The organism is Streptomyces sp. NPDC057654, assembly GCF_042800135.1.
Classification (GTDB): Bacteria; Actinomycetota; Actinomycetes; order Streptomycetales; family Streptomycetaceae; genus Streptomyces.
Genome location: NZ_JBHVHQ010000637.1, coordinates 1 through 5011, shown reverse-complemented (window position 1 = coordinate 5011; position 5011 = coordinate 1). Strand labels below are relative to the sequence as shown.

Genomic DNA, 5011 nt, shown 5'->3' with positions numbered 1-5011 from the left:
ACCGCCATCAGGGCGCGCGCCGCTTCCTCGTCGCCGAAGCCCGCCTCGCGCAGCACCCCCGTAACGGCCTCGGCGAAGCCGAGCGTGTTCGGGCCCGTCGAGTGCGTCCCGGCATAGACGCGCGCGCCGTCGCGCCGGCCGAGCAGCGCCGTCCGCATGGCCCGCGCCACCGCTGCCAGCCGTTCGCCCCAGTCGCCCGCCGCCCCTGAAGCGGCGGCCTTCGCCACGACCCCGGCCAGCATCCGCTCCGCCATCGCCGTCAGCAGCTCCTGCTTCGTGGCGAAGTAGCGGTACAACGCCCCGGCCTGCACTCCTTCGGCATCGGCCAGCCGCCGCATCGTCAGCGCGTCGAGGCCGGACTCGTCCAGCAGGCGCAGCGCCGTCTCGACCGTGCGCGACGGATCGAGCCGCGCGGGGCGGCCCCTGGCGGTGCTCGTGGCGGCGCTCGTCGCTGTGCTCGTGGTGCCTTCGGCGCTTGACGGAGAACTCATGGACCCCACTATAGTGAACAGCGTTCACGTGAACGCTGTTCACTAAATGAGGGAAGGTGTCTCCGTTGGACACGAATCCGTTGGACACGCGCGCCGCCACGCCGGACACGCGCACCGATGTGCTGGTCATGGGCGCCGGCCCCACCGGCCTGATGCTCGCCTGCGAACTGGCCCTGACCGGCATCCGGCCCCGCCTCGTCGAGCGCCGCGCCGAACCGCAACGCAACTCCCGCGCCCTGACCCTCCACCCCCGCAGCGTCGAGCTGATGGACCTGCGCGGCCTCGCGCCCCGCTTCCTCGGGCTCGGCGCCACCCGGCCCGGCTGGCACTTCTCCGGCCTCGGCACCCTGCTCGACTTCACCGCCCTGGACAGCCGCCACGGCTACACCCTGTTCCTGGCCCAGGCCCGTACCGAAGCCCTGCTGGCGGAGCGGGCGCGCGAGCTCGGCGTGGAGACGGAGCGCGGATACGAGGGCGTCGGGCTCACCGAGCACGCCGACGGCGTCGACGTGGAGCTGCGCGGACCGGACGGCGCCGTCGAGACCGTTCGTGCCCGCTACGTCGTCGGCTGCGACGGCGGCCGCAGCTTCGTACGGCAGGCCGCCGGTATCGGTTTCCCCGGCGACGACGAGACCTTCACCGGCATGCTCGGCGACTTCGCGGCCGTCGACGCGGACCCCGCCGCTCTCGCCGCGGCGCGGGAGCTCGGCGTCATCGCCGCGCCGATGGAGGGCGGGCTGACCCGGTTCGTCTGCATGGACCCGGAGCGGATGCGGGTCTCCAGCCGGGAGCCGGTGACCCTGGAGGAGTTCCGGGCGGCCCTGATCCGCAACTGCGGCACGGACTACGGGGTCGCCGAGCCGCGCTGGCTGTCGCGCTTCGGCAACGCCACCCGCCTCGCGGCCCGTTACCGCTCCGAGGGCCCCGCCGAATCCACCGGCTCCGGCCGCGTACTGCTGGCGGGCGACGCCGCCCACATCCACTTCCCCGCGGCGGGCCAGGGCCTCAACACCGGCCTCCAGGACGCCATGAACCTGGGCTGGAAACTCGCCGCCGAGCTGCACGGCTGGGCGCCGCCGGGGCTCCTCGACAGCTACGACGCCGAGCGTCGCCCCGTCGGCCGGTCCGTCACCGAGAACACCGCGGTGCAGACGATGCTCATGGAGCTGACGTACGTTCCGCAGTACCAGCGCCCCGCCGCCTGGCTGCGCGAGCTCATGGATGAGCTGCTGAGGATGCCGGAGGTCAACCACCGTCTCGCCGGGCAGGTTTCGGCCCTGAGCATCGCCTACCCGCCCGCCTCGCCCGATGCCGATCCGCTGGTGGGACAGCGCATGCCCGACATCGGGCTGACCGTCGCCGGTTCGGAGGCGGTACGGGCGTACGAACTCTTCCACGCGGGGCGGTTCGTGCTGCTGGACCTCACCGGGGGCGCGGACGCGGCGGCGAGCGTCACCGCCGGGTGGGGCGACCGGGTCACGGCGGTCACCGTCACCGAGACCGTCGCCGAGCACGAGCCGCACCCCGCGCTCGACGGGGTGCGCGAAGTGCTCGTACGCCCCGACGGCCACGTCGCCTGGGCCACCCGGAGCACCGACGAGGCCGCCCGCCGCGCCGGACGCGCCGCCGCGCTCACCGCATGGGCGGGCTCGGCCACCGGACAGGCCACCGGACAGGCCCGCGGCTGATCGGCGGTGCGCGCGGGGCGGCCCGTATGGCAGGGTCCTCGGGATGAGCGACGACTACGAGATCTCGACCGACCCGGCCCGCCTCGACGCGGCCCTCGTCCATCACTGGCTCTCGACCGACGCGCACTGGGCGCTCGGCCGTTCGCGGGACAAGCAGGACCGCGCGATCGCCGGTTCGCTGAACTTCGGCGCCTACGACCGGGTGTCCGGCGCCCAGGTCGGCTACGCGCGAGTGGTCACCGACCGCGCGACCTTCGCCTGGCTCTGCGATGTCTACATCGACCGCACGGCACGCGGGAAGGGTCTCGGCACGGCCCTGGTCGCGGCGGTTCGCGACGAGTTGGAGCGGTACGGGGTGCGGCGCATCCTGCTCTCCACGCCGGACGCCCACGGGGTGTACGCGAAGATCGGTTTCCAGGGGCTGGCGGCGCCGGACGAGTGGATGACCTATGTCTATAGCTGATACAGCGTCAATTGCCTGATGAGATCGGCCCCGTCGCCGTCAGCGGCGGGGCCGGTGATCCTCCATCAGGTCACACGCGCCCGGCTCACTCATCAGGTCGCGTGCACGGCTCACTCCGGCGGTTCCGCCGCCTCCTCCAGCCGCTTCGCGAGCCACGACGGGACCCCGCCGAGCAGATGCACCAGACGGCGGGCCTCCTCCCGCAGCCGGGCCGCCTCGTCGGCGTCGGGTTCGACCTCGGCCAGCGAGGCCAGGGCCGGGGCGATGCCGATCAGATAGCCCAACTCCTCGCGTATGCGCAGGGATTCGGCGAACCCGTGCCGGGCCTCGGCGAGCCTGCCGTCCTCCTCCGCCATCGCCGCCACGTGCCGCCAGGTGGAGGACAGCAGTAACGGGTGGCCGTGGGCCGTGGCCCCCGCGTGGGCGCGCTGGAAGGCGGCCGACGCGCCGGCCGGATTGCGGGACAGGTGCTGGGCTATCAGGCCGCGCCGGAAGTCGAGCAGCGGGCGGGTCGGCGAGCCGGGTCTGAGCAGGGCCGCCGCCCGGCCGAGCGCGGACCGCGCCTCGTCGGCCCGGTCCCGTACCCCGAACAGCGTGGAGGCGTACGCGAGGCTGCCGCGCTCGCACGCCGCCGCCCCGCGCGCCTCGTCGTCGTCGGCCAGCGCCTCCGCCGAGCGCAGCGCGTCGGACGCCGCCTCCCAGCCCGTCGCCGTGAACATGCACCGCTCGATCAGGATGCGGGCGCGCCGCAGCGCGAGCTCCGGCTCCGTCTCGGCGCGCGGCGCGAGGAGCGCGGCGGCGTCGTCCCAGCAGGCGCGCGAGCGCAGTCTCCATACCGCCCGGTCGAGCGGATCGCCACCCGGAGGGTGTGAACCCTCTGGCTCCGACAACCCAGAATCCCGCATGGCGGTATCCGCCACAGTGCCCTCCCCAAGCGCGCCGTCGAGCTGGAAGCCTGTCCGCATCAGAGCACGAAGACATGGGCCCGGCCAAGGGTCTGGTGTGAAGCAATTCACAAACAGCTCGGCCGCTCCGGGACGCCGGCCTCGCCCGTGCGGCAGCCGAAGTCCGGTGAGCCCGACGAGGATTGCCGATCCCTCATGTCCCGCGACTCCCAGCGGTAGAGGAAGGTTACCGAAGAGATCGCAGGTCACCGACCAGAGGCGGACGAAGGGCCGGTGGTCGGCGCGTGATCGCCGAATTTGCCGCGCCAGCAATTTCTCTCGCTCCCGGCATGGCGCGCCCGCATGATCGGGGAGCAGCGCGCGGCGGTCGAGCCGCGACATCTTTTGTACGGACATGACGACCGATCAGTGCCACCAGGAGGAACCGTGTCGCAGACCGCCCAATCGTCCCCTTCATCTTCATCCGCTCCGTCCGCCGCGCAGGCCCTGGACGTACGGCACCGGCTGGTGGAGACGCCCGGCGGCCGGACGCACCTCGTGGAGCAGGGCAGCGGCCCGCTGGTCCTCCTGGTCCACGGGTTCCCCGAGTCCTGGTACTCCTGGCGCCACCAGCTCCCGGCGCTCGCCGCGGCCGGCTACCGCGCGGTCGCCGTCGACGTGCGCGGCTACGGACGCTCGTCGAAGCCCTCGGACGCGGCGGACTACCGCATGGTGGCCCACGTCGCCGACAACGTCGCGGTCGTCCGCGCCCTCGGCGAGGAGAGCGCCGTCATCGTGGGCCACGACTGGGGCTCGACCATCGCGGCCGACTCCGCTCTGCTGCGGCCCGACGTCTTCACGGCCGTGGGGCTGCTCAGCGTGCCGTACGCGCCCCGCGGCGGCATGCGGCCCAGCGACGCCTTCGCGATGATCGGCGGGGACGAGGAGTTCTACGTCAGCTACTTCCAGCGGCCGGGGCGGGCGGAGGCGGAGATCGAGGCCGACGTCCGCGGATGGCTCGCCGGGTTCTATGCCGGGTTGTCGGCGGACACGATGCCGAAGGACGGGTCGGGCGGCGGCCTCTTCTTCGTCCCCGAGGGGGCGCGGCTCCGCGACCGTTTCCCGCGCGACGTCCTGCCCTCTTGGCTGAGCGAAACCGATCTCGACTTCTACGCGGGCGAGTTCGAGCGGACCGGACTGACCGGGGCGCTCAACCGCTACCGCAACGTCGACCGGGACTGGGCGGACCTCGCGGCCTGGGACGGCGCGCCGATCACCCAGCCCTCGCTCTTCATCGGCGGCGAACTCGACTCCTCCACCACGTGGATGGCCGACGCCATCGAGGCGTTCCCGCGGACGCTGCCCGGCCTGGTCTCCTCCCGCATCCTCGACGGCTGCGGCCACTGGATCCAGCAGGAGCGCGCGGAGGAGGTCGACGAACTGCTGACGGACTGGCTTCGGGGCCTTCCGCAGACAGGTCCTGAC

General features: G+C 73.0%; 5 protein-coding genes. 3 read left to right on the top strand and 2 right to left on the bottom strand.

Annotation, left to right across the window (positions count from 1 at the left end; all coding sequences use genetic code 11):
- Nucleotides 1-491 (bottom strand): TetR/AcrR family transcriptional regulator C-terminal domain-containing protein (locus ACFU99_RS32550; protein WP_384398876.1); only part of this gene is annotated, 491 nt, incomplete at its 3' end.
- Nucleotides 492-556: 65 nt separating this feature from the next.
- On the opposite strand from ACFU99_RS32550, the gene ACFU99_RS32545 reads away from it, so the two are divergent.
- Nucleotides 557-2179 carry a monooxygenase gene (locus tag ACFU99_RS32545; RefSeq protein WP_384398874.1) on the top strand — a complete coding sequence of 541 codons (1623 nt, stop codon included), beginning with the start codon at nt 557-559 and terminating at the stop codon, nt 2177-2179.
- A gap of 43 nt (nt 2180-2222) precedes the next feature.
- The gene (locus tag ACFU99_RS32540; RefSeq protein ID WP_384398872.1) at nt 2223-2642 is read left to right on the top strand and encodes a GNAT family N-acetyltransferase; all 420 of its coding nucleotides are present in this window, start codon (nt 2223-2225) and stop codon (nt 2640-2642) included.
- 110 nt (nt 2643-2752) lie between these two features.
- Here the strand turns inward: ACFU99_RS32540 and ACFU99_RS32535 are convergent, their stop codons facing one another.
- Nucleotides 2753-3547: a hypothetical protein gene (locus tag ACFU99_RS32535; RefSeq protein ID WP_384398880.1), complete on the bottom strand. Its 795-nt coding sequence runs from the start codon at nt 3545-3547 to the stop codon at nt 2753-2755.
- Between the two features lie 486 nt (nt 3548-4033).
- Between ACFU99_RS32535 and ACFU99_RS32530 the strand changes: the two genes are divergently transcribed.
- On the top strand, nt 4034-5011 hold a 978-nt coding region (locus tag ACFU99_RS32530; protein WP_384398878.1), incomplete at its 3' end, for an alpha/beta fold hydrolase.